The sequence below is a fragment of the Acinetobacter sp. UBA5984 genome, assembly GCF_002429925.1.
GTDB lineage: Bacteria > Pseudomonadota > Gammaproteobacteria > Pseudomonadales > Moraxellaceae > Acinetobacter > Acinetobacter variabilis.
On sequence record NZ_DJBE01000071.1, the window covers coordinates 1 to 23,024 of the forward strand.

At 43.7% G+C, this 23,024-nt stretch carries 19 protein-coding genes, 1 tRNA gene and 1 pseudogene; 17 read left to right on the top strand and 4 right to left on the bottom strand.

All coding sequences use genetic code 11. The features are described 5' to 3' along the window. The 8 genes and pseudogenes from B3J29_RS11475 to rplL form a co-directional block, all read left to right on the top strand. Positions 1–243, top strand: a pseudogene (locus B3J29_RS11475) (elongation factor Tu); the annotation flags it as partial. A gap of 46 nt (positions 244–289) precedes the next feature. Beyond that, positions 290–365: transfer RNA gene (locus B3J29_RS11480), tRNA-Trp, on the top strand. Positions 366–441: 76 nt separating this feature from the next. After that, the gene (gene secE, locus B3J29_RS11485) at positions 442–882 is read left to right on the top strand and encodes a preprotein translocase subunit SecE (protein WP_125279593.1); all 441 of its coding nucleotides are present in this window, start codon (positions 442–444) and stop codon (positions 880–882) included. Between the two features lie 7 nt (positions 883–889). Beyond that, positions 890–1,423, top strand: a complete 534-nt coding sequence (nusG, locus tag B3J29_RS11490; protein ID WP_005232530.1) for a transcription termination/antitermination protein NusG — start codon at positions 890–892, stop codon at positions 1,421–1,423. A 117-nt stretch (positions 1,424–1,540) separates the two neighbouring features. Next, a complete protein-coding gene (gene rplK, locus B3J29_RS11495; protein ID WP_004781668.1) occupies positions 1,541–1,969 on the top strand; it encodes a 50S ribosomal protein L11 in 429 nt (142 codons plus the stop codon). A gap of 3 nt (positions 1,970–1,972) precedes the next feature. Then, positions 1,973–2,668 carry a 50S ribosomal protein L1 gene (gene rplA, locus B3J29_RS11500; protein ID WP_004781669.1) on the top strand — a complete coding sequence of 232 codons (696 nt, stop codon included), beginning with the start codon at positions 1,973–1,975 and terminating at the stop codon, positions 2,666–2,668. A 298-nt stretch (positions 2,669–2,966) separates the two neighbouring features. Continuing rightward, a complete protein-coding gene (gene rplJ, locus B3J29_RS11505) occupies positions 2,967–3,473 on the top strand; it encodes a 50S ribosomal protein L10 (RefSeq protein WP_004781671.1) in 507 nt (168 codons plus the stop codon). Positions 3,474–3,521: 48 nt separating this feature from the next. Further along, the gene (gene rplL / locus B3J29_RS11510) at positions 3,522–3,890 is read left to right on the top strand and encodes a 50S ribosomal protein L7/L12 (RefSeq protein WP_004781672.1); all 369 of its coding nucleotides are present in this window, start codon (positions 3,522–3,524) and stop codon (positions 3,888–3,890) included. A gap of 62 nt (positions 3,891–3,952) precedes the next feature. Here the strand turns inward: rplL and B3J29_RS11515 are convergent, their stop codons facing one another. Continuing rightward, positions 3,953–4,204 (bottom strand): hypothetical protein, encoded by a 252-nt coding sequence (locus B3J29_RS11515; RefSeq protein WP_034170979.1) that lies wholly within the window; start codon positions 4,202–4,204, stop codon positions 3,953–3,955. Here B3J29_RS11515 and rpoB point away from each other — a divergent pair. From rpoB to B3J29_RS11530, 3 genes are all read left to right on the top strand, one after another. After that, a complete protein-coding gene (rpoB, locus tag B3J29_RS11520) occupies positions 4,198–8,286 on the top strand; it encodes a DNA-directed RNA polymerase subunit beta (protein ID WP_286965559.1) in 4,089 nt (1,362 codons plus the stop codon). The two genes, B3J29_RS11515 and rpoB, sit on opposite strands and share 7 nt — an antisense overlap. 143 nt (positions 8,287–8,429) lie before the next feature. Continuing rightward, on the top strand, positions 8,430–12,629 hold the full coding sequence (rpoC, locus tag B3J29_RS11525) for a DNA-directed RNA polymerase subunit beta' (protein ID WP_004781676.1): 4,200 nt from the start codon (positions 8,430–8,432) through the stop codon (positions 12,627–12,629). Positions 12,630–12,889: 260 nt separating this feature from the next. After that, complete coding sequence (locus B3J29_RS11530) at positions 12,890–13,255, top strand: DNA transfer protein p32 (RefSeq protein ID WP_034170980.1); 366 nt, start codon at positions 12,890–12,892, stop codon at positions 13,253–13,255. Positions 13,256–13,326: 71 nt separating this feature from the next. On the opposite strand, the gene B3J29_RS11535 is transcribed toward B3J29_RS11530, so the two are convergent. Further along, the gene (locus B3J29_RS11535) at positions 13,327–13,824 is read right to left on the bottom strand and encodes a DUF4442 domain-containing protein (RefSeq protein ID WP_175966620.1); all 498 of its coding nucleotides are present in this window, start codon (positions 13,822–13,824) and stop codon (positions 13,327–13,329) included. Positions 13,825–13,941: 117 nt separating this feature from the next. Here B3J29_RS11535 and B3J29_RS11540 point away from each other — a divergent pair, with 117 nt between their 5' ends. From B3J29_RS11540 to B3J29_RS11565, 6 genes are all read left to right on the top strand, one after another. Beyond that, on the top strand, positions 13,942–14,823 hold the full coding sequence (locus B3J29_RS11540) for an alpha/beta fold hydrolase (protein WP_175966621.1): 882 nt from the start codon (positions 13,942–13,944) through the stop codon (positions 14,821–14,823). Between the two features lie 98 nt (positions 14,824–14,921). After that, a complete protein-coding gene (locus B3J29_RS11545; protein WP_004781683.1) occupies positions 14,922–16,289 on the top strand; it encodes a Na+/H+ antiporter family protein in 1,368 nt (455 codons plus the stop codon). A gap of 332 nt (positions 16,290–16,621) precedes the next feature. After that, on the top strand, positions 16,622–17,257 hold the full coding sequence (locus B3J29_RS11550; protein WP_175966623.1) for an OmpW/AlkL family protein: 636 nt from the start codon (positions 16,622–16,624) through the stop codon (positions 17,255–17,257). Between the two features lie 174 nt (positions 17,258–17,431). Next, positions 17,432–17,776 carry a lysozyme inhibitor LprI family protein gene (locus tag B3J29_RS11555; RefSeq protein WP_005232518.1) on the top strand — a complete coding sequence of 115 codons (345 nt, stop codon included), beginning with the start codon at positions 17,432–17,434 and terminating at the stop codon, positions 17,774–17,776. A gap of 154 nt (positions 17,777–17,930) precedes the next feature. Then, complete coding sequence (htpG, locus tag B3J29_RS11560) at positions 17,931–19,850, top strand: molecular chaperone HtpG (protein WP_175966625.1); 1,920 nt, start codon at positions 17,931–17,933, stop codon at positions 19,848–19,850. Between the two features lie 262 nt (positions 19,851–20,112). Next, the gene (locus B3J29_RS11565; protein WP_228761282.1) at positions 20,113–20,262 is read left to right on the top strand and encodes a hypothetical protein; all 150 of its coding nucleotides are present in this window, start codon (positions 20,113–20,115) and stop codon (positions 20,260–20,262) included. Positions 20,263–20,392: 130 nt separating this feature from the next. Here B3J29_RS11565 and B3J29_RS11570 read toward each other — a convergent pair whose 3' ends face one another. Beyond that, positions 20,393–21,499, bottom strand: coding sequence for a hypothetical protein (locus B3J29_RS11570; protein WP_286965561.1), 1,107 nt, complete (start codon positions 21,497–21,499; stop codon positions 20,393–20,395). A 94-nt stretch (positions 21,500–21,593) separates the two neighbouring features. Continuing rightward, positions 21,594–23,018: a hypothetical protein gene (locus B3J29_RS11575; protein WP_286965563.1), complete on the bottom strand. Its 1,425-nt coding sequence runs from the start codon at positions 23,016–23,018 to the stop codon at positions 21,594–21,596. Between the last annotated feature and the right edge of the window lie 6 nt (positions 23,019–23,024).

Genomic DNA, 23,024 nt, shown 5'->3' on the forward strand with positions numbered 1-23,024 from the left:
CACGAAGGTGATCGGCACGCGTCAGTCCTTAACGGTTACCGTCCACAGCGCTACTTCCGTACAACGGGCGTAACTGGCGCGATTTCTTTGAAAGAAGGCGTTGAAATGGTTATGCCTGGTGACAACGTAGAAATGTCAGTAGAACTAATCCACCCAATCGCAATGGACCCAGGTCTACGTTTTGCGATCCGTGAAGGTGGTCGTACAGTTGGTGCTGGTGTAGTTGCTAAAGTAACTGCATAATCATAGAATAGAAAATAAGCTGGAGTTTCGGCTCCAGTTTATCTACAGGCCAGTAGTTCAATTGGTAGAGCGTCGGTCTCCAAAACCGAATGTTGGGGGTTCGAGTCCCTCCTGGCCTGCCAAGTTTTTTTCAAAAGACGCTTGATGTCGGCAAAACTGGTCATATAATAAGTCGCGAAACCTACGACGAGTACAAAAATGTCGAATGATAAATCACGCGACGCATTAAGCGAAGCGGCAATTCCTCAAAGAAATAATCCTGCTGTAGATGTAAGTTCTAGTTCTCCATTAGACATTGTTCTATGGGTTATCGCCTTGATTTTATTGGTCGGTGCTATGATGGTAAACCAATACTTACCTGCATACTGGGCGCCTGCGAATGATATTTGGGTGCGCGTTGGGGTAATTTTGGCTTGTATCGTTGTGGCATTCGGTTTATTATACGCCACCCATCAAGGCAAAGGCTTTGTTCGTCTTCTTAAGGATGCACGAATCGAGTTACGTCGAGTGACCTGGCCTACCAAACAAGAGACTATGACCACATCTTGGCAAGTCCTTGCTGTTGTAGTGATAGCAGCCATTGTTCTATGGTGCTTTGACTATGTTTTAGGCTGGTTAATGAAGTTTATTATCGGGTAAGAGAGCTATGAAACGTTGGTACATTATTCATGCCTATTCAGGTTATGAAAAACAAGTAATGCGTTCGCTTAATGATCGAATCCAGCGTAGCGCTGTTGCCGATAGCTTTGGTGAAGTCCTTGTTCCTACCGAAGAAGTGGTAGAAATGAAGGATGGCAAGAAGCGTAAATCAGAGCGTAAGTTCTTTCCTGGCTATGTATTAGTCGAAATGGAAATGAACGATGACACTTGGCATATCGTGAAAGAATGTCCAAAAGTGCTGGGCTTTATTGGCGGTACGGCTGAAAAACCGGCTCCAATTACGCAAAAAGAAGCTGATGCAATTCTTGCACGTGTACGCAATACTGGTGAAGCACCGCGTCCTAAGACCATGTTTGAACCAGGCGAAGAATTACTCGTAATTGACGGTCCATTCACTGACTTTAAAGGTGTGGTGGAAGAAGTGCTTTACGACAAGTCACGCTTAACGCTGACTATTAACGTATTTAACCGACCAACTCAGGTTGAACTGGAATTTCGCCAAGTCGAAAAAACAGTTTAATTTGTTCGGGTTGAAAACGCCTGATTTGCGTGCAAATCAGGCATTGTTATTGTAACGGTATCGTTACTTGAAATCATTGGGGAGCCTAGCGGCGTTTGCACCCAGAGGTAATTTGAAATGGCTAAGAAGATTGACGGCTATATCAAGCTGCAAGTTCCAGCTGGTAAAGCGAATCCATCTCCACCGATTGGTCCTGCACTAGGTCAACGTGGTGTTAACATCATGGCATTCTGTAAAGAATTCAATGCTGCTACACAAAAAGTTGAAGCTGGTCTGCCAATTCCAGTCGTGATCACTGTGTACAACGACAAGTCGTTCACATTTATCATGAAAACTCCACCTGCTGCTGTTCTTCTTAAGAAAGCTGCTGGTATCCAAAAGGGTTCTTCTGTACCTAACAAAACTAAAGTTGGTAAGTTGACTCGTGCTCAATTGGAAGAAATCGCGACTACTAAAGAACCAGATTTAACTGGTGCTGATTTAGACGCGCGTGTACGTACCATCGCTGGTTCTGCACGTTCTATGGGCTTGGAAGTGGAGCTATAAGACATGGCAAAGTTAACTAAACGTCAAAAAGCCATTGCTGCTGCTGTAGAAGCACAGAAAGTTTACACTTTAGAAGAAGCTGTAGAAGTTCTTACTAGCCTTCCAGCTGCGAAATTCAAAGAATCTTTGGACATCGCTGTAAACCTGGGTGTTGACCCTCGTAAATCTGATCAGGTTGTTCGTGGCGCGACTACTCTTCCTGCAGGTACTGGTAAAACTGTACGCGTAGCTGTATTTGCTCAAGGCGCTGCTGCTGAAGCTGCGAAAGAAGCTGGTGCAGACGTTGTTGGTTTCGACGATCTTGCTGAAAGCATCCAAGGCGGAAACCTTGACTTCGACGTAGTGATTGCTGCTCCTGATGCAATGCGCGTTGTTGGTAAACTGGGTACGATTCTTGGTCCACGTGGCTTAATGCCAAACCCTAAAGTGGGTACTGTAACTCCTGACGTTGCTACTGCAGTTAAAAATGCAAAAGCTGGTCAAGCACGTTACCGTGTAGACAAAGCGGGTATTATCCACGCTGCGATCGGTCAAGTAGGTTTCTCTGCTGAAGCTGTTCGTCAAAACGTTGAAGCTCTTGTAGCTGACCTTAAGAAAGCAAAACCTGCTACTTCTAAAGGTGTTTACATCCAAAAGATCACTCTAAGCTCTACTATGGGTCCTGGTCTGATCGTTGATGTAGCAAACGTTTCTAAATAAGTTTTAAACTTATACAGAATTTTAAAGCCCTGAGTAAAAATCAAAGCGCTGCTTTGATTTTTACGCAAGAAACGCTCCGTCTCTTGCGAACTTAGGCAGACTTTGAATTGATAAATGTAAATTTATCAGCGTCAAAGACCTCAGGCGAGGGGAGTTTTATGCTTCTTTCTTAATATTTCAGCCTGCGTAGACGCGGTGGTGTGATTTGTTCATCCTCCGCGTGTGATTTCAGAGATGAATTCACGAATTGGGAGTGTGCTTGTATCAGGCACATAAATCACCGTTAGGAGGTTTTACAATGGCTCTTCTTATTGAAGGCAAAAAACAGATCGTAGCTGAAGTAAGTGAAATTGCTTCTACTGCATTTGCCGCTGTTGTTGCTGACTACCAAGGTTTAACAGTTGAGCAATTAACTGCTCTTCGTGTTGAAGCTCGTAAACTAGGTGTTAAAACACGTATCGTGCGTAACACTCTGGCTAAACGTGCTCTTCAAGATACTCAATTCAATATCTTGAACGACAGCCTTGTTGGCCCAACAATCTTAGCTTTCTCGACTTCTGAAGACGACATGGGTGCAGCTGCACGCTTGTTCGAAGAATTCGCAAAAACTAACAAAGCATTCGAACTTAAAGCTGCTGCATTTGATGGCAAAGTTTACGAAGGTGCTGAAGTTAGCGTAATCGCGAACCTTCCGAACCAAGAAAAAGCGCTTACTATGCTTGCAAACGTTCTTCAAGCTCCTATTTCGAAATTGGGTCGCCTTATTACTGCGCTCAAAGAGAAAAACGAGTCAGAAGCTGCATAAGCTTAAATTTATTTCCACACCATTCAATTTCCATTTGGAGTTATTCTCATGGCTTTAACTAACGAAGAAATCCTAAACGCAGTTGCAGAAAAAACTGTTCTTGAACTTGTTGAACTAATCTCTGCTTTCGAAGAGAAATTCAACGTATCTGCTGCTGCTGTTGCTGTTGCTGCTGCTCCTGGCGCTGCTGCTGCTGCTGAAGAACAATCAGAATTCAACGTTGAGTTGACTTCTTTCGGTGCTAACAAAGTTGCTGTAATTAAAGCAGTTCGTGAAGCTACTGGTCTTGGCTTGAAAGAAGCTAAAGACATGGTTGAGGGCGCACCTACAGTTCTTAAAGAAGGCGTTTCTAAAGAAGAAGGCGAAGAGCTTAAGAAAAAACTTGAAGAAGCTGGTGCTACAGTTACTCTTAAGTAATTTCTTAAAGGAGCCGGTTTTTTATAATCGGCTCCAAAAATTGGCTGATGGCTCTTGGGTCATCAGCCTTTTTGCGTTACAATAATCGGCTCGATTTTTGTTTGCATGATATAAAATTCATACAAATTAAAAATAAACATAATGAACAAACGCTTACCAATATTTTTCATTAAAAAAATATTGTTAAGCGTTTTAATACCACTAAAAATTGCAGCATTTGTAAAGAGTGGTGGCCATATCGGCCAGCGTAATTCCTTCTGAGCCCGTTCTGCAGGCGGGCTTGGTTTACACTTTCCGAGGACTCCAGATGGCATACTCATATACCGAAAAGAAACGGATCCGTAAGAATTTTGGTAAATTGCCTAGCGTCATGGATGCTCCGTACCTGCTCGCGATTCAAGTCGACTCGTACAGAACATTCTTACAAGATGGCAAATCACCAAAAAACCGCGAAGATATCGGTCTCCAAGCCGCATTTCGTTCAGTTTTTCCTATTGAAAGTTATTCTGGCAATGCTGCTTTAGAATTCGTTGAGTATAGTCTTGGTAAGCCTGAGTTTGATGTACGCGAATGTATCCTTCGTGGCTCAACTTATGCAGCACCAATGCGCGTAAAAATTCGTTTGATCCTGAAAGATCGCGAAACTAAATCAATCAAAGACGTACGTGAACAAGAAGTCTACATGGGCGAAATGCCGCTTATGACAGACAACGGTACTTTCGTGATTAACGGTACCGAGCGTGTAATCGTATCGCAATTGCACCGTTCACCGGGCGTATTCTTTGACCACGATAAAGGCAAGACTCACTCAAGCGGTAAAGTCCTTTATTCAGCTCGTATCATTCCTTACCGTGGTTCATGGTTAGACTTTGAATTCGATGCTAAAGACCTGGTCTACGTACGTATTGACCGTCGTCGTAAATTGCTTGCGACTGTGGTGCTTCGTGCGTTGGGTTATGCCAATGAACAAATTCTCGACATGTTCTACGAGAAAGTACCTGTGTATCTGGACATGGGGAGCTATCAGATTGACCTTGTTCCAGAGCGCCTGCGCGGCGAAATGGCACAGTTCGACATTGCTGACAAAGACGGCAAAGTCATTGTTGAACAAGGTAAACGTATTAACGCACGTCATGTACGTCAAATGGAAGCATCTGGTCTTGAGAAGCTTTCTGTTCCTGATGAGTACCTGTACGAACGTATCACTGCTGAAGACATTCTACTGAAAGATGGTGAGGTGATTGCAGCCAATACTGTTCTGAGCCATGAAATCATGGTGAAAATTGCAGAAGGCGGCGTGAAACAGTTCAATATCCTGTTTACTAACGATATCGACCGTGGTCCGTTTATTGCGGATACATTACGTGCTGATACCACAGTAAGCCGTGATGAAGCGCTTGTAGAAATCTACAAAGTCATGCGTCCAGGTGAGCCACCAACAAAAGAAGCTGCTGAGAACCTGTTCAATAACCTGTTCTTCTCTTCTGAGCGTTATGATCTGTCTCCAGTCGGCCGTATGAAGTTCAACCGTCGTTTGGGTCGTCCTTACGAAGTGGGTACTGACCAGAAGTCACGCGAAGTTGAAGGCATTCTCTCGAACGAAGATATCACTGATGTATTAAAAACATTAGTAGAAATCCGTAACGGTAAGGGTGAAGTCGACGATATCGACCACTTGGGTAACCGTCGTGTTCGTTCTGTGGGTGAAATGACCGAGAATCAATTCCGTGTAGGTCTGGTTCGTGTAGAGCGTGCGGTTAAAGAACGTCTGTCTCAAGCCGAAACTGATAACCTGTCTCCGCAAGACCTGATCAATGCGAAGCCAGTGGCTGCTGCAATCAAAGAATTCTTTGGTTCAAGCCAGTTGTCTCAGTTCATGGACCAAAACAACCCGTTGTCTGAAATTACACACAAACGTCGTGTATCAGCACTGGGGCCTGGTGGTTTGACTCGTGAACGTGCGGGCTTCGAAGTACGTGACGTCCATCAAACTCACTACGGTCGTGTATGTCCAATTGAGACTCCTGAGGGTCCAAACATTGGTTTGATCAACTCGCTGTCTGTTTATGCGAAATGTAACAACTTCGGTTTCCTAGAAACTCCATACCGTAAAGTGGTTGATGGTCGCGTAACTGATGACGTTGAATACTTATCTGCGATTGAAGAAGTAGGTACTGTGATTGCACAGGCCGACTCTGCAGTAGATAAAGATGGCAACCTGTCTGAAGAATTCGTTTCTGTACGTCACCAAGGTGAATTCGTACGTATGCCTCCTGAAAAAGTGACGCATATGGACGTATCTGCTCAGCAGGTTGTATCTGTAGCAGCATCACTAATTCCGTTCCTTGAGCACGATGACGCCAACCGTGCATTGATGGGTTCGAACATGCAACGTCAGGCTGTTCCTACGTTAATTGCTGATAAACCACTGGTTGGTACCGGTATGGAAGCGAACGTAGCACATGACTCTGGTGTATGTGTAATCGCGAAACGTGGTGGTCGTATTGAATTTGTTGACGCTTCGCGTGTTGTAATTCGTGTCAACGAAGACGAAATGGTTGCAGGCGAAGCAGGTGTAGATATCTATAACCTGATCAAATACACACGTTCTAACCAGAACACTTGTATCAACCAGAAAGTTCTTGTGAACCTGGGCGATAAAGTAGGTCGTGGTGACGTTCTGGCTGACGGTCCATCAACTGATGGCGGTGAGCTTGCGCTTGGTCAAAACATGCGTGTAGCGTTCATGACCTGGAATGGTTACAACTACGAAGACTCGATCTTATTATCTGAGCGTGTTCTTCAAGAAGACCGTTTAACGTCTATTCACATCCAGGAACTTTCATGTGTGGCACGTGATACCAAATTGGGTGCTGAAGAAATTACTGCCGATATTCCGAACGTGGGTGAAGCAGCGCTTTCTAAACTGGACGAGTCAGGTATCGTTTACATCGGTGCTGAAGTGACTGCGGGTGACATCCTGGTAGGTAAAGTAACGCCTAAAGGTGAAACTCAGTTAACTCCTGAAGAAAAACTGCTTCGTGCAATCTTCGGTGAAAAAGCGGCTGACGTAAAAGATTCTTCTTTACGTGTTCCATCGGGTACTAAAGGTACTGTGATCGACGTTCAAGTGTTTACACGTGACGGTCTTGAGAAAGACGAACGTGCTCAAGCAATTGAAAAAGCTCAGCTTGATGCTTACCGTAAAGACTTGAAAGAAGAATACAAAATCTTCGAAGAAGCAGCACGTGAACGTATTGTACGTCTGTTGAAAGGTCAGGAATCTAACGGTGGCGGTACCACTAAACGCGGTGACAAACTGTCTGAAGAATTGTTATCTGGTTTAGAGCTTGTTGATCTGCTTGATATCCAACCAAGTGATGAAGCAATTGCTGAACGTTTAACTCAAATTCAAGTGTTCCTGAAAGAGAAGAGTCTTGAAATTGATGAGAAATTTGCTGAGAAAAAACGCAAACTTTCTACAGGTGACGAACTGACAACTGGCGTATTGAAAGTTGTTAAGGTTTACCTGGCAGTTAAACGTCGTATCCAGCCTGGTGATAAGATGGCGGGTCGTCACGGGAACAAGGGTGTAGTTTCTAACATCCTGCCTGTTGAGGACATGCCGCATGATGCCAATGGTGTGCCAGTAGATATCGTACTGAACCCGCTCGGTGTACCATCACGTATGAACGTGGGTCAGATTCTGGAAACTCACTTGGGTATGGCTGCTAAAGGTCTTGGCGATCAAATCGACAAGATGCTGAAAGAACAGCGTACAGTTCTTGAACTGCGTGATTTCTTAGACAAGATTTATAATAAGGTTGGCGGTCAGCAAGAAGATCTTGACAGCCTGACTGATGAAGAAATCTTGAAACTGTCTGGTAACCTGCGTAAAGGTGTTCCTTTGGCAACTCCAGTATTTGACGGTGCTGAAGAAGGTCAGATCAAAGAATTACTTGAGCTTGCTGGCTTGTCACGTACGGGTCAAACTGTATTGTACGATGGCCGTACTGGTGAACGTTTCGACCGTCCTGTAACTGTAGGTTACATGTACATGCTGAAACTGAACCACTTGGTTGACGACAAGATGCATGCGCGTTCTACTGGTTCTTACTCTCTAGTAACGCAACAGCCGCTTGGTGGTAAAGCACAATTCGGTGGTCAGCGTTTCGGTGAGATGGAAGTCTGGGCACTGGAAGCATACGGTGCAGCATATACACTTCAAGAAATGCTTACTGTGAAGTCGGATGACGTTGAAGGCCGTACCCGTATCTATAAGAACATTGTAGATGGTAACCATTATATGGACCCAGGTATGCCTGAATCGTTCAACGTATTGACCAAAGAGATCCGTTCTTTAGGTATCAACATTGAACTGAAAAATGGTGACTAATTAATCCCCCCGGCCCCCTTTTCAAAGGGGGAGTTCCCCTCTTTAGTAAAGAGGGGTTAGGGGAGATTCCAAATTTCAGTTAAAAAACAATATTTGTGACCCAGTCGGGAAGTGAAAATCTCCTCGACACACGGAGAAAAAAATTGAAAGACTTGCTCGATATCATGCGCAAAAAGACGGATTCCGACGGTCATGCTCCAGTAGAGTTTGATCGCATCCGTATTGGTCTTGCGTCACCAGAAATGATTAAGTCGTGGTCTCATGGTGAAGTTAAAAAGCCAGAAACCATTAACTACCGTACGTTCAAACCAGAACGTGACGGTTTATTCTGTGCCAAAATCTTTGGTCCAGTAAAAGATTACGAATGCTTGTGTGGTAAATACAAGCGTATGAAATACAAAGGCGTCATTTGTGAAAAATGTGGCGTTGAAGTAACAACTGCAAAAGTTCGTCGTGAGCGTATGGGTCACATCGAGCTTGCGTCTCCAGTTGCGCACATCTGGTTCCTGAAATCACTGCCTAGCCGTATCGGTCTTTTATTAGACATGACGCTACGTGATATCGAACGCGTATTGTATTTCGAATCTTATGTTGTCACTGACCCAGGTATGACTCCATTTGAGAAATACCAACTTCTTAACGATGAAGAATATTTCAATGCGTTAGAAGAACACGGTGACGAATTCACCGCGAAAATGGGTGCAGAAGCAGTTCAAGACTTGCTTAAAGATATCGATCTTGAAGCTGAAATTGCGCGTCTTCGTGAAGAAATTCCAAATACAACTTCAGAAACTAAGCTTAAAAAAGCCTCTAAGCGTCTGAAATTGATGGAAGCATTTAACGATTCGAACAACAAGCCAGAATGGATGGTGATGAACGTACTTCCAGTACTTCCACCAGATCTTCGTCCGCTTGTACCACTTGAAGGTGGTCGTTTCGCGACTTCTGACCTGAACGACCTTTACCGTCGTGTGATCAACCGTAACAACCGTTTAAAACGTCTTCTTGACCTTGCGGCTCCAGACATCATCGTACGTAACGAAAAACGTATGTTGCAAGAATCTGTAGATGCATTGCTGGATAACGGTCGTCGTGGTCGTGCGATTACTGGTTCTAACAAACGTCCGCTTAAATCTTTGGCAGATATGATCAAAGGTAAACAAGGTCGTTTCCGTCAAAACTTATTGGGTAAACGTGTCGATTACTCTGGTCGTTCGGTAATTACCGTAGGTCCAAGCCTGCGTTTACACCAATGTGGTCTTCCTAAGAAAATGGCGCTTGAACTGTTCAAGCCATTCATCTTTGCGAAACTGCAAGCATCTGGTCAGGCTACAACCATTAAAGCTGCGAAGAAAATGGTTGAGCGTGAAACTCCAGAAGTTTGGGACGTTCTAGCATCAGTCATTCGTCAGCATCCAGTGATGTTGAACCGTGCGCCGACGCTTCACCGTCTAGGTCTTCAAGCATTTGAACCTATCCTGATTGAAGGTAAAGCGATCCGTCTTCACCCACTCGTATGTGCTGCGTTCAACGCCGACTTCGATGGTGACCAAATGGCGGTACACGTACCATTAACACTTGAAGCTCAGTTAGAAGCTCGTGCATTAATGATGTCGACCAACAACATTCTGTCTCCAGCGAACGGTGAGCCAATCATCGTACCGTCTCAGGACGTTGTCTTGGGTCTTTACTACATCACTCGTGATGCGGTAAATGCCAAAGGTGAAGGCATGGTGTTCGCGGATACTGACGAAGTAAACCGTGCGCTTGCGACTGGTCAGGTGGATATGCACGCTCGCGTGAAAGCACGTGTACACCAAACCGTGATCAATGAAAACGGCGAACGTGAACAGCAAACGATTATCGTAGATACGACTCCTGGTCGCTGTCTGCTTTGGGAAGTTGTGCCTGAAGGTATGGACTTCCAGCAAATTAACGTTGAGATGACCAAAAAGAACATCTCTAAGTTAATCAACTCTTGCTACCGTAAACTGGGTCTGAAAGACACTGTTATCTTCGCTGACCAATTGATGTACCTTGGCTTCCGTCAAGCGACTCGTTCTGGTGTTTCTGTTGGTATGGAAGACATGGTCATTCCACCACAAAAACAAGCGATTATCGGGAAAGCAGAAGCTGAAGTTCGTGAAATCGAACAACAGTTCGAACAAGGTTTCGTAACTGCTGGCGAACGTTATAACAAAGTGGTCGATATCTGGGCGCGTACTAACGACCAGGTAGCGAAAGCGATGATGGACAACTTGTCATTCACAACTGTTAAGAACAAACAGGGTGAAGACGAGAAACAGAAATCATTCAACAGCATCTACATGATGTCTGACTCTGGTGCCCGTGGTTCCGCAGCTCAGATTCGTCAGTTGGCTGGTATGCGTGGTCTGATGGCGAAACCGGATGGTTCGATCATTGAGACTCCAATTAAAGCAAACTTCCGTGAAGGTTTGACAGTACTTCAGTACTTCATTTCAACACACGGTGCGCGTAAAGGTTTGGCCGATACAGCACTGAAAACAGCGAACTCTGGTTACCTGACTCGTCGTCTGGTAGACGTTGCGCAAGACTTGGTCATCACTGAGCCGGATTGTGGTACGTTGTCTGGTCTTGTCATGACTCCGTTCATTCAAGGCGGTGACGTGATCGAGAACCTGGGTACTCGAGTACTAGGTCGTGTAGTAGCTGAAGATGTGAAACGTGCGGGTACTGAAGAAGTTATTCTGCCGCGTAACACATTGATCGACGAAAAACTTGCAAACTACCTGGAAGAGCAAGGTGTCGACGAAGTTAAAGTACGTTCAGTGGTATCTTGTGAATCTACTTTCGGTGTTTGTGCGAAATGTTACGGTCGTGACCTTGCACGCGGTCACTTGGTAAACCCAGGTGAATCTGTAGGTGTTATGGCTGCTCAGTCGATTGGTGAGCCGGGTACACAGTTAACCATGCGTACCTTCCACGTCGGTGGTGCTGCGAGCCGAACTTCTGCTGCAAACAGCGTACAAGTTCGTAATAAAGGTACTGTACGTTTCCACAACGTGAAAACTGTACAACATGCCAAAGGTCACTTGGTATCAACTTCACGTTCAGGTGAAATCGGTATTGCAGATGACTTAGGTCGTGAACGTGAACGTTACAAACTGCCATACGGTGCGTCTATCTTGCTGAAAGATGGCGAAGCTGTAGAAGCAGGCGGTATCGTAGCGACTTGGGATCCGCATACACATCCACTGGTTACAGAAGTTGCCGGTAAAGTTCGCTTCAGCCAAATCGCTGATGGTGTAACTGCAACATCGAAAACTGATGATGCAACTGGTATGACCACTGTTGAAATCTTGCCTGTAACAGCACGTCCTGCTTCTGGTAAAGATTTACGTCCAGCTGTTGTGCTTGACACAGTAGATGGCGGCGAACAGTTCTACTTCTTGCCACAAAACACCATTCTTTCTGTCCGTGATGGCGAAACTATTGGTGTGGGTGACGTAATTGGTCGTGTACCACAAGAATCTTCACGTACTCGTGATATTACCGGTGGTCTGCCACGTGTTGCTGACTTGTTCGAAGCACGTAAACCGAAAGAACACGCAATCCTTGCAGAAGTATCAGGTGTTGTAAGCTTCGGTAAAGAGACTAAAGGTAAAAACCGTCTAGTCATTACTCCGGATGATGGTTCTGAGATCTACGAAGAACTGATTCCGAAATGGCGTACCATTAACGTGTTCGAAGGTGAACATGTGAACCGTGGTGAAACCATTTCTGATGGTCCACAGAACCCGCATGACATCTTACGTCTGAAAGGTGAAGTGGCGTTGACCAACTACATCGTGAACGAAGTTCAGGACGTTTACCGTCTGCAAGGTGTAAAAATCAACGACAAGCATATTGAAGTGATCGTACGTCAGATGCTGCGTAAAGTGGACATCACTGACGGTGGCGATACAAGCTTCATTAAAGGTGAACAAGTGGATTACATCCGTGTGATGCAAGAGAACCAAGCTGTTCTTGCGCAGAACAAGTTCCCTGCGAAGTTTGAACGTCAATTAATGGGTATTACCAAAGCCTCGCTTTCTACTGACTCGTTCATCTCTGCTGCATCGTTCCAGGAAACCACTCGTGTGTTAACTGAAGCGGCTGTAACAGGTAAAGAAGATGATCTACGCGGTCTGAAAGAAAACGTAGTTGTAGGTCGTCTGATCCCAGCGGGTACAGGTCTGGCTTACCACTTAGAGCGTCGTCGTCAAGAAGCAGAAGCTGCAGAATTTGAACTGCACAATGACTTCTCTGATGTAGATCAAGCATTGAGCCAAGCATTCAGCGATGAATTTAACGGTCTGTAATTAGCCGCTAAATCATTTTAAAAAGCCACCTTCGGGTGGCTTTTCTATTTCCTAAAATTATTCATATTTATATTGCTAGAAAAGGTCAAATGATCTGGAAGTTACTTGTTCTAAATATAGATAAATCATTAATAAAACATGATCTTTCATGCGCTCTTTACAAAATAAATCATGAGGGTTTCAAGATTTAACATCTTGTTATGAATCGCTCCTTAAAATCAGGTTAATCTTAAGTCAAAGCACGAAGGAAGGCCAAGATCATGAAAAAGTTAATGAGCGTAATGGCTGTTGCAACTATCTCTACTTTTATGTTGGCAGGCTGTGAAAATATGTCTGCTAAAGATCAGCGTATTGGCGCAGCTGCGCTTGGTGGTGCAGTGGGTGGTGGTGTAGGTAACAGAGTGGGTGGTGGTGTTGGTGCAGCAGTTGGCGGTGGTGCCGGTGCAGCAGTCGGCAGTAAAGCTCAAGGCGGTTCAAACCGTAATGCGACCTATAGCGGTGTCGGTGGTGCTGTAGGTTCTGCTGTGGGTAAAAGCATCTTTGGCGGTACAGGTGGTGCTGCAATTGGTGGTGCCATCGGTGGTGGTGCTGGTGCAGCGATCGAACAGAATAACCGTCGTCGTTAATCGACAGAACTATCCTCCAGATAGATTTAAAAGCGCCTCAATGGCGCTTTTAGTTTATTCAATTTCGTTATTTAGCTTCTCGAGGCTCGAGGTTTGCCTTTACTCTGTTTAAGGCGGATATAAACGGTCTTTTGTACCTCAGCGATACGCACACCGGAATCATCATAAATATTGAGCTGATACTGGCGATAAACCGGCCTATGGTCAGCTGCCAGTTCTTTCACTGTTTGCACTTCCTGCCTAGAAATCCGGATGTCCGCATAGACCGTTCCACGTCCTGGCGCTAGAAACTGAATGGTAGAGCTTTTATCCCAGACAATGTATTTCGAGCCCAGATGGTGCATCAGTAATAACATATAAAAAGGGTCGACCATGGAATACAGGCTACCACCAAAATGTACTCCGACAATATTCTGATTCTTGCGAGTCAGTGGCATTTTCACGCGAACGTGATAATTGGCAAAGTCCATTTCATCAATGACAATTCCTGCTCCACGATAGGGGGCATAGCGATTCAGGATAAATTTGGATAACAAAGGCAGTTGCTGAATTTTTCGTAATAGGCTCATGCGGATATTCTTTTTTCTGGTCTTGTATGCATACTAGAACAACAAAAATAAGCTGGCATTGATAAATCGTGCCTATTTCAACAATAAAAGAGTCAATCAGCGAATAAGGATGCATCTATGCAAAGACATAGCCAGTGGGTAGATACCAGCGATCATCAACGTCTCTATGTGAAAACCTGGGGCGAGCCTGAGCGACCGGCTTTGGTGCTGGTTCATGGTTATCCTGACCATCAGGATGTTTGGGAAGCGGTGATTTCTCACCTCGTTCAGGATTATTTTGTGGTGACCTATGATGTGCGCGGAGCAGGAGACTCCAGCGTTCCCAAAAAAATTAAGGACTATCGTTTGGAACGTCTGTGTACAGATTTAGAGCAAGTGGTTGATCAGGTCCTGCCGGGACGAGCTTTCCACCTCGCGGCTCATGACTGGGGTTCAATCCAGGCTTGGGAAGCAGCCACCGAACCTAAATTTAAAGGTCGGATTTTGTCTTTTAGCACCATGTCAGGCCCATGTCTGGATCATGCTGCTTTCTGGATGCGTGAACAGTTTAAACAGCATAAGGCCAAGTTTTTTAAACAGATGACTAGGTCCTGGTATATCGCGGTATTCCAGTTGCCTTTTATAGCGCCTACAGCATGGAATTTCTTTAATGCAGAACGTTGGGGCAAAATGATCAGTCAGCTGGAACAGCAGGAAAATCTGCCGCTAAACCAGAATATTGTCAAAGACGGCAAATATGGCGTCAATCTGTATCGGGCCAACTTTTTGCCGCGTTTATCTCGGCCTAGACAGCGTTTTGCGGTCTGTCCGGTACAGGCAATTGTGCTCAAGAAGGACCAGTTTGTTGGCCCGGATCTGATTGATGAAATGCCAAAATGGGTAGAAGATTTTTCCCGGGTAGAACTGAATGCCAATCACTGGGCAATTTTGAGCCAACCGGAACAGGTGGCTCATCTGATTCATAATTTTATTCAGCAAAAATTAACAGCGGCCACTTGATACGGAGATTGGGAATGTGACTCGGCAAGGGATAAGTGGAAGAATTTTTATCCGGATTTTCTGATAAAATAGCCGTTTTCTCTCATTCCCAATTCATTATGTTCGCAATTCTTGCTGCTATTGGAGTCATGTTTGGACTCTCATTGGCACGTGTACCTGTGGTTTTTGCCCTGGTCATTGGTGCTGTTACGGGTGGTTTGCTGGCAGGTCTTGGCCTCCAGGGAACTTTAGACGCATTTAACAATGGTTTGGGTGGTGGCGCTAAAATTGCCTTGGCTTATGGCATCCTGGGTGCCTTTGCTTTGGCCTTGGCACGTTCCGGTCTGCCTGACTTGCTGGCCTATAAAATGATTACTACCTTAAAAGGTGAGGCATCAGAAAAGGCACAGAACAAGGTTAAATATCTGATCTTCTGTACCGTGGCATTGGCTGCCGTTTTTTCGCAAAACGTGATTCCGGTACACATCGCCTTTATTCCGGTTCTGATTCCACCGTTATTGCTAGTATTTAACCATCTGAAGCTGGATCGCCGTTTGGTGGCCTGTCTGCTGACCTTTGGTTTGGTGGGAACATATATGCTGGTTCCAGTCGGTTTTGGTGCCATCTTCCTGAACGATATTTTGGGCCATAACATCAATACTTTTGGTAAGCCCTATGGCTTTGAGATTACTTATGACCAGATTCCCGCTGCGATGGCGATTCCGGTCTCAGGTATGTTCGTGGGTTTGCTGGTGGCCATGTTTATCAGCTACCGTAAGCCGCGTCTGTATAGAGATATCCATGTGGAACAGCAGCAAAGTATCTCTGCTGAACTGGGTGTAGAACAAAAATCAGCAAAGCCACAAATTGCTAAATTTACTATCTGGATGGCAGCGGTTGCTGTCTTTGCAACCCTTGCAGTACAGCTCTATTCAGATTCGATGATTCTTGCCGGTCTGGTCGGTGTAGCAATCTTAAGCTGTGCCGGAATCTTTAAATGGAAAGAAGCAGACGATGTGATCATTACCGGTATGCGTATGATGGCCCTGGTTGGTTTTATTATGATTGCCGCGCAAGGTTTTGCTGCCGTAATTGAAGCGACTAATCAGGTACCAGCCTTAGTCGAAGCTTCGGTGAACTGGATTGGCGATAGCCAGGCACTGGCTGCTTTCCTGATGTTGTTGATTGGTCTGTTAATTACATTAGGGATCGGTTCATCATTCTCGACTGTTCCAATTCTGGCGATTATTTATGTACCGCTCTGTATTCAATTTGGTTTTAGTCCTGCGGCAACTATTGCGATCATCGGGACTGCGGCTGCTTTGGGCGATGCCGGTTCTCCAGCATCAGATTCAACCCTAGGCCCAACATCCGGTCTGAATATGGATGGTCAGCATGACCATATGAAGGATAGTGTGGTTCCAACCTTCATTCATTTTAATATTCCACTTATGATTTTTGGATGGATTGCAGCCATGGTTCTGTAAGTCAATTTTAATCTGCTCTGATATAAGTCGGAGCAGATTTGCTTAGATTTAAAATAAATTATAAGATGTATTTAAAATATATATTTAAATATAAAATTAATATAAACCTGATTATTTTACTCTGAATATTGTTATATTAACCTGATTAATTTGCTGGGTATTTAAAACCAACCAATATAGTCAATTTAAAATAAATATTTAATAATTACATATACTTAAATAATAAATAAAATTTAGTTTTATAATCTCTATTGCATATTAATTTAAGTCATGTTTATTATTAATTAAGAAATATTTTCTTAATAATTATTCTTCCCTTGGGGTATTTTAAAATGTTAAAGCAAATAGCTCTAATTGCATTAATGGGTCTTTCAGCATCTGCGATGGCAGGTCAATGGCAAATGAAAGTGGGGGCTTCTGTATTAGCACCTACTCAGGAAACTGACCTGATTCCTGGTGTAGTTGAAGATGCTAAAGCAAGTAGCGAACTCAATTTTACTCCTTCAGTCGAATATTTCTTCAATGACAACATTTCAGCCGAATTATTATTGGCTACCCCATTTAAACATGATGTTGAGATGGCGGGTGATGTGAAAATTGCATCATTAAAACATCTACCACCAACAATCACAGCCAAATATAATTTTAAAAATTCAAGCCGCTTTACTCCATATATCGGTGTAGGTGCTACAGTATTCATTCCATGGGATGAGGAATTTAGCCAAACTGCAAAAGACGCATTAGGCGTAGCAAAGCTTGATGCAGATGTTGCTTATGGGGTAGCTGGTCAAGTCGGTTTTAACTTCCAGCCAGCGGATGCAAAAAACTGGGGTGTATTTGTTGATGCACGTTATGCAGACTTAGATACAGATCTGGAAGCAAAGACTGCTGATGGTACAAAAATTAATTTAGGTGAATTTGGGATCGATCCTTGGGTGTATACGATCGGTTATAGTTATAAATTCTAAGTTCCAATTTTTTGGTTCACTTTTTCCAAAAGCCTCATGCTGAATGGGGCTTTTTTCAAAATAACAACGATTTATAACGTATTGAAATTGAGCAGATTGGCAATACTCAAATATATTAAAACGAATAAAGTAAATATTAATTGAATACGACTTAATAATAAGGAAGATCAAAGCATGAGTTTTTTGTCGAAGAGTCTTTTGATCTTCAGCACGCTGTTTATTTCACAGAGTTATGCTGCCAGTTTTAATTGTCAGAAAGCGACAACCGCGACTGAGAAAACAATTTGTGAACATCGTTTGCTGAATGATGCGGATGTCAAAATGAGTACCAGCTATAACATCTTGCGCCGTATGGTGCCGATGGGAACACGTTCGGTGATTCAACGCGATCAGGTGAAATGGCTGCAGTTTCGTGACCGCTGTCAGGAATCTGTATCCTGCTTGAGTCAGGTTTATAACATGCGTCAGCAGCAGCTGGATCTGCATTTCGATCGTATCTATAAACTGGGGCCTTATTAAGTCTTGTCCATCCCATCAATTAAACTGATAAAAATGAAAACCATAAAAATATTTTTTGCGAAAAAATTATTTTGAGGCTATTGAAAATTATTGAACTCACTCCATTCATATAGGCAGCAGTTAACATCTGTATCTAAAATAATAGGAGTGATTCATGAGCGATTTGAGCGTACAAAAACACAGTTTCCAGGCTGAGGTAGCACAGTTACTGCACCTCGTGACCCATTCGCTTTATTCAAATCCTGAAATTTTCCTGCGTGAATTAATTTCTAATGCTTCAGATGCGTGTGACAAATTACGTTTTGAAGGCATTAATCATCCTGAGTATTATGAAAATGATCCTGACCTCCGCGTTCGTGTCAGCCTCGATCCAGAAAATAAAACTATTACCATCTCAGATAACGGGATCGGTTTAAGCCAGCAAGAAGCCATTGAAAATCTGGGGACGATTGCCAAATCAGGGACCAAAGACTTTATGTCAAAACTGACGGGTGATCAGAAAGCTGATGCGCAGCTGATTGGCCAGTTTGGTGTCGGTTTCTACTCAGGCTTTATTGTGGCTGATAAGATTACTGTAGAATCACGTCGTGCCGGTACGGATACCTCAGAAGGGGTTCGCTGGATCAGTGGCGGTACTGGTGAATTCGAAGTTGAACAGATCACTAAAGAAGGTCGTGGTACCGATATTATCCTGCATCTGCGTGAAGATGCGCTGGATTATCTGCAAAGCTATAAAGTCAAACAGATCATCAATAAATATTCAGATCACATCAGCCTGCCTATCCAGATGCAAAAAGAAGTCTGGCAGGAAGAAGAAGCTGCTGAAGGTGAAACACCAAAAGGCGGTCAATATGTGAAGACCGATGAGTGGGAAGCGATTAACTCAGCCAGCGCACTGTGGACTCGGAATAAATCTGAGATTACTGAAGAGCAATATACCGAATTCTATAAGAACCTGACTCATGATTTTGCTGCACCATTGGCTTGGGCGCATAACCGTGTTGAAGGTAGTACTGAATATACCCAACTGCTTTATATCCCAAGCAAGGCGCCACAGGATATTTTCACCCGTGAAGCCAAAGCCGGCATCAAGCTGTATGTGAAACGTGTCTTCATTATGGATGATGCGGATAACCTGATTCCAAACTATCTGCGCTTTGTACAGGGTGTGGTGGACAGTGCCGATCTTCCATTAAACGTGAGCCGTGAATTGCTACAGGAAAGCCGTGATGTGAAAACCATCCGTGAAGGCAATACCCGCCGTATTCTGACCACTTTGGATAATCTGGCAAAATCTGAAGATGAAAAAGATCAGGAAAACTTCAAAACTTTCTACCGCGAATTTGGTGCGGTACTGAAAGAAGGTTTGGGTGAAGATTTCGGTAATCGCGAACGTATCTTGAAACTGCTGCGCTATGCAACTTCAACGAATGATGAAGTAAGCACTTCATTGGCGGACTATAAAGCACGCATGAAAGAAGGCCAGAAAGCGATTTACTACATTACTGCTGAAAGCCTGAATGCTGCGAAAAACTCACCGCAACTGGAAGTGTTCAAGAAAAAAGGCATTGAAGTATTGCTGATGTCAGAGCGTGTTGATGAATGGGCAATGAACTTTGTGCATGAGTTTGATGGTACGCCATTGCAAAATGTTTCTAAGGGTGCAGTCGATCTAGGTGATCTGCAAGATGCAGAAGAGAAGAAAGCACTTGAAGCTGCTGCTGAACAGTTCAAACCTGTGGTTGAAAAGCTGACAGATTCTTTGAAAGATAAAACTAAAGAAGTACGTGTAACGACTCGTCTGGTTGATTCACCAGCCTGTCTGGTCACAGGGGAAGGGGAGCTTTCTCCACAACTGATCCGTATGTTGAAAGATGCAGGTCAGCCTGTACCGGATGTGAAGCCGATTCTGGAGATCAACCCGGAACATCCACTGGTGAAAAAACTAGAAGGTTCTACCCAGTTTGATGATCTGGCCAATGTGATCTTTGATCAGGCGATGATTGCAGAAGGTGGTCTACCAGAAAATCCGGCTGAGTATGTAAAACGTATTAATAGTCTATTATTGGGTTAATTTTTTATACTTCAAAAATCCCTCTACGGAGGGATTTTTTATGTTCTGAATCTGGTGTTTAAAACTTCAATTTTTCCTTAATGATTTAAAAAAGCGATAGCTAGAATAAAAAAATACCTTTAAGTTTTAAATCTATAAAATAGATAATAATTAAAATATTAATTTATAATAACGATTATTAAGTTAAGAGAATTCTCCCATGAAAAAATCACTGATGATGAGTCTGAGTACAATCATTCTAATGTCAATGAGCGCAGCCACAATGGCTAATACTGAGTCCAAAAAAGTGACTCGCAGTGATCGTATTAGTTTTCACGCACCAATGAAAAAAGAAGCACCAAAAGTAAAACGAATTCAGCGTACAGACCGCGCAGTATGGAATATGCCACAGATGGAACAACCTTCTTTGTAGCAAAAACGTGTGATTCGTAGTGATCGTATTGTTTTTACAACGGTTGAGCACCGCCAATAAAAACTCATTGGATTCAGACATTAAAAAGCCCATATTTTATGGGCTTTTATAGTTTCGGATTTGTTCAAATTTAGAAAATGGCCTCAAGACGTACCATCGCACTGAGATAATGGCTGCGGTCCAGTCGGTCATCATTCAGATAGTTCAGGTCGCCTTGCACAAAGAACCATTCACGTAAGAAAGGCTGTCTCCAGGACACATAAGGTCCCCAGCGATTTAAGCATAAATCTTTATCATCCAGATAGCCGCCCGTATAGATACCATAGTTAAAGCGGTTGTCTTGGAAAAATTGATGCTGTCTGAAGGTATAGTTATCCCAAGTCAGATCGTCTTCCTGCTCATCTGCATAGGTCAAACTTAACTGATTGGAAAAAAAAGCCTCATTGGGACGAGCATGGATCAGTTCCAGGTTGGTCCGCAAATAATTTTCACTCTGCAATCCATAGCGATAAATCTGTTCGGCATGAAAAGAGAAGTCATTCTGCATCGCCCAGTCTTTACTGATTTTGGCCCGTACATAGATATCATCCCCAGAACGTACCCCCAGATCCAGATCGCTATCGAAAGGTAGACCTTTCGAAAATTCTGACCAGCGGAGTGCAAACGAGCTGTTGTTCTCGCGGGTACGGCGAATATCCAGATTTTTATCCCGGGCATTGCCAGGATTTTCATTGGTAATTGCGACATTGGTGTCCAGTTCGTTATCCAGACTGTCATCACCAAAGACCAGACTTAACTTTTGTTCCAAGGTGGGAAGCTTGATTTTTCCTCGAATCCTCGGCTTGATTTCATAGTTTTCATATTTGTCCCAGCTATTATCCAGAATGATTCGCAAGGTCGCAGTTGCTGGCTCATCCGGGTTGGTCTGGCCAAACCAGTTATCAATCTTATGTGCGGTGCGGTCTGCCCATTCACGGATTCTTTTCTGCTTTTTGTCGGCCCAAGATTTATCTTCTGTTTCTTCGGTGGTGGGCACCATCGCTTCGTCTGACTGTTCAGGTAAAATCGTAGGCGTAGCGTCGATCAGGCGTGGAATCTGATCTAAAATACCTGCACCTGCACCTGCACCTGTAGGCTGTTCTGTTTCTGTAGGAGATACTTCTGCCCAAACTGGGTTACTACTTAATCCCACGCCAAATGATAGCAATAAGATTCGAGTAATTTGGTTTATTCGCATGAGTTGATTCTTGCTCTTATCTTGTTTTATTTACTGCGCTAGTTTTCTAAAAAATAAGGAAAAAAAGCAAGGATAAACTACATAACTACATCAATTATTTAATGATTTGTGCCTGAATTGCCATATAAAGATCTAAAACCTGTACCGGCTGTGACAATCCTAAAACAATTTGATGAATTTTTTGCCAATTCAAATCCTTATCACGTTTGAGCATTAAATAAGGGTAAGCGATTTCCTGATTAGACAATGCCAGGCGGCGTTCCCCATGAATGACCCGAATTTTCTGATGTTCCTGTAGTAATAAAATTGGAGTAGAAAAATTAACGGGCGCTTCTTCAAAACTGATAAATTTCTTTTGATGAATACACCGAGCAGGAATATAGGCATAGCTTTCCTCAGGCATCCAGACCGTTTCGGCGTGTTGCAGATACATTTCAGTGAAAAGATCTATCCGATCAAGGCAGGCACCTAAAGCTGCCCATGATATGGATTTTATCTCTGTACAACGCCGTCCATGCTGCGTGCCCCAGTGCTGGATACATGAATTAGCTTGCAAGAGACTTGGTGCACCCAAGAGCATCAGATATTTCAGACCTTGCCATTGTTGGTCGGTCTGCATGGCAAGATAAACAGGACGTGCCTGCCAGTGGTCTTCCTCAGCATAATATAGCGCCATTTCAAGTTCAGCTGGTTGAGAGGCAGTCGGCTGTAATTCTAGGGCACAGAGACGCCGTATAGTCGCTCCTGCATGTTCTAATGGATGCAGCAGGGCAGAGAATTCACCTAGCTGTAAAGATTCAGGAAAATTAATATTTTCATCTATTATCAAAATAGAGGATGAACTATCCGTGTTGTCTATTTCTATAGACAGCTCAGCTGTTTTGGCTTCTTCTGTTTTGCCAGTTGTTCTGTCTAAATCAGGTTCGATTGTTTTAGACAGTTGAGGTGCAGTGATCTTGGTCCGGATCTGCAAACTGCCCTGATGATAACGTGCGATTTCCAGGGTAAGCGTATCGAATTCGGCATCTTGAACCGATAAAGCCGGAATATCCAGTTGGGGATCGAGAGGAAAACATGCGCCTTGTTGCTGTTGCTGTTGCTGCAAAAGCCAGTTGTGAGAATTTACTAATTCATCCCATTCACTATGTAAAAAATCAGATTGCTCTACGGGACCCAGCCAGATTTGCCAGCCTTGTTGTGGCTGATGCAAAAAGGCCCAGCCTGTTTCTGTATGCGCAGTCAGTGTCTGTTGCAGCTGGACAGGATCCTTAAAATAACCGCGATAACAGTGATGAAACTCGGTGCTCGCCGCAAACTGATGTGCTGCCAGCTCAGGCTGGACACGAGATTTAAAACTTAAAATCTGATTTTTAAAAACAGGTTCATCACAGAGATGAAAAATATCTTGGAGTCGTTTTTTGGTTCGGGCGGCTTCATATAAACTGAGGGATTTATGTTCTAGTTGCTTCCCTAATTCATTTAATTCTTTAATTAATTTTGCTTTTTCTAAAGCATTCATTTTAGC